2 protein-coding genes are annotated in these 1,784 nt (G+C 63.8%); both read right to left on the bottom strand.

Going from position 1 to position 1,784, the window contains the following annotated elements:
• Positions 1-411: amidohydrolase family protein (locus VGO04_RS17745; protein ID WP_327497295.1), on the bottom strand; the 411-nt coding region annotated here is incomplete at its 3' end.
• A gap of 82 nt (positions 412-493) precedes the next feature.
• Positions 494-1,744: a Zn-dependent hydrolase gene (locus tag VGO04_RS17740; RefSeq protein WP_327497294.1), complete on the bottom strand. Its 1,251-nt coding sequence runs from the start codon at positions 1,742-1,744 to the stop codon at positions 494-496.
• Between the last annotated feature and the right edge of the window lie 40 nt (positions 1,745-1,784).

Genomic DNA, 1,784 nt, shown 5'->3' with positions numbered 1-1,784 from the left:
GATGGTCTCCATCTCGTTGAAGACCTGCTCGCTCCACCAGGTGATCGCCATGTGGAAGGAATAGTCGCAATTGGCGCGGGTCGACTTGTTGTCCCACATGGTGAGCGCTTCGAGCAGCGACTGGTTGGGCGAGGGCAGCGCGAAGTCGACCACCATGGTCGTGCCGCCGGCAAGCGCTGCCCGCGTGCCGCTTTCGAAATCGTCGGAGGAATAGGTGCCCATGAAGGGCATTTCGAGATGGGTGTGCGGGTCGATGCCGCCGGGCATGATGTAACAGCCGCTCGCGTCCAGCGTCTCGCTGCCGGAGAGATCAGGGCCGATCTCGACGATCGTGCCGCCCTCGATCTTCACGTCCGCCTTGTAGGTCAGGTCGGCCGTGACGATGGTTCCACCCTTGATGACAGTGCTCATGGTTCTTGATCCTCGCGATTGCTCTTCCGGCGGTCAGGCGACAGCCACGAAAAAGGGCGGAACTTTCGTCCCGCCCGCAAACTCATTCGACGATTTCAGCCGTTTCGACGACGGCGTGGAAGAGAACGTCGGCGCCGGCGCCGGCCCATTCTTTCGAGATGTCCTCCGCCTCGTTGTGGCTGAGGCCACCGACGCAGGGGCACATGATCATCGTCGTCGGCGCCACCTTGGCGGCCCAGCAGGCGTCGTGGCCGGCGCCCGAGATCAGGTTCATGTGGCTGTAGCCGAGCCGCTCGGCGGCACTGCGCACGGCGGTGACGAGCTTAGGGTCGAAGGTGACCGGCGCGAAATGGCCGATCGCTTCGATGGAACAGCCGACACCGAGCGGCTCGGTGATCTTGGGTGCCTCTGCCTCGATCTTGGCCCGCATGCGGTCGAGCTTGGCCTTGTCAGGCGATCGAATATCGACGGTGAAGACCACCTTGCCCGGCAGCACGTTGCGGGAATTGGGCGAGAAGAACACCTGGCCGACGCCGCCGACGGCGCCCGGCTGGTTCTCCATGGCGACCCCTTGCACCATTTCCAGGATCCGGGCCATGGCAAGGCCGGCATTGACGCGCATGTTCATCGGCGTCGAGCCGGTGTGGGCTTCGCGACCGGTCAGGGTGAATTCCAGCCACCACAGACCCTGACAGTGGGTGACGACGCCGATGTCCTTGCCCTCGGCCTCGAGGATCGGGCCCTGCTCGATATGGTATTCGAAATAGGCGTGCATCTTGCGCGCGCCGACCTCTTCGTCGCCGAGCCAGCCGATGCGCTTCAACTCGTCGCCGAAGGTCTTGCCTTCCGGGTCCTTCCGGCCATAGGCGAAATCCTGGGTGTGGACGCCGGCAAAGACGCCGGAAGCGAGCATCGCCGGTGCGAAGCGCGCGCCTTCCTCGTTGGTCCAGTTGGTGACGACGATGGGGTGCTTGGTCTTGATGCCGAGATCGTTCATCGAGCGAACGACCTCAAGGCCCGAGAGCACGCCGAGCACGCCGTCATACTTGCCGCCGGTCGGCTGGGTGTCGAGATGCGAGCCGACATAGACGGGCAGCGCATCGGGATCGGTGCCGGGCCGGGTGAAGAACATGTTGCCCATGGTGTCGACGCCCATGGTGAGCCCTGCTTCGTCACACCAGGACTGAAACAGCCGGCGTCCTTCGGCGTCCTCGTCGGTAAGCGTCTGGCGATTGTTGCCGCCGGCGACACCAGGGCCGATCTTGGCCATCTCCATAAGTGAATCCCACAGGCGGTCTGAATTGACGCGCATGTTCTCGCCAGGTGCTGCCACGGCGGTCTCCTCATCTTTTCAGGGCTTTACCGGTTGCGGC

The organism is Ensifer sp., from assembly GCF_035999185.1.
Taxonomy (GTDB): Bacteria; Pseudomonadota; Alphaproteobacteria; order Rhizobiales; family Rhizobiaceae; genus Ensifer.
This window is presented reverse-complemented; position numbering and strand designations above follow the sequence as displayed.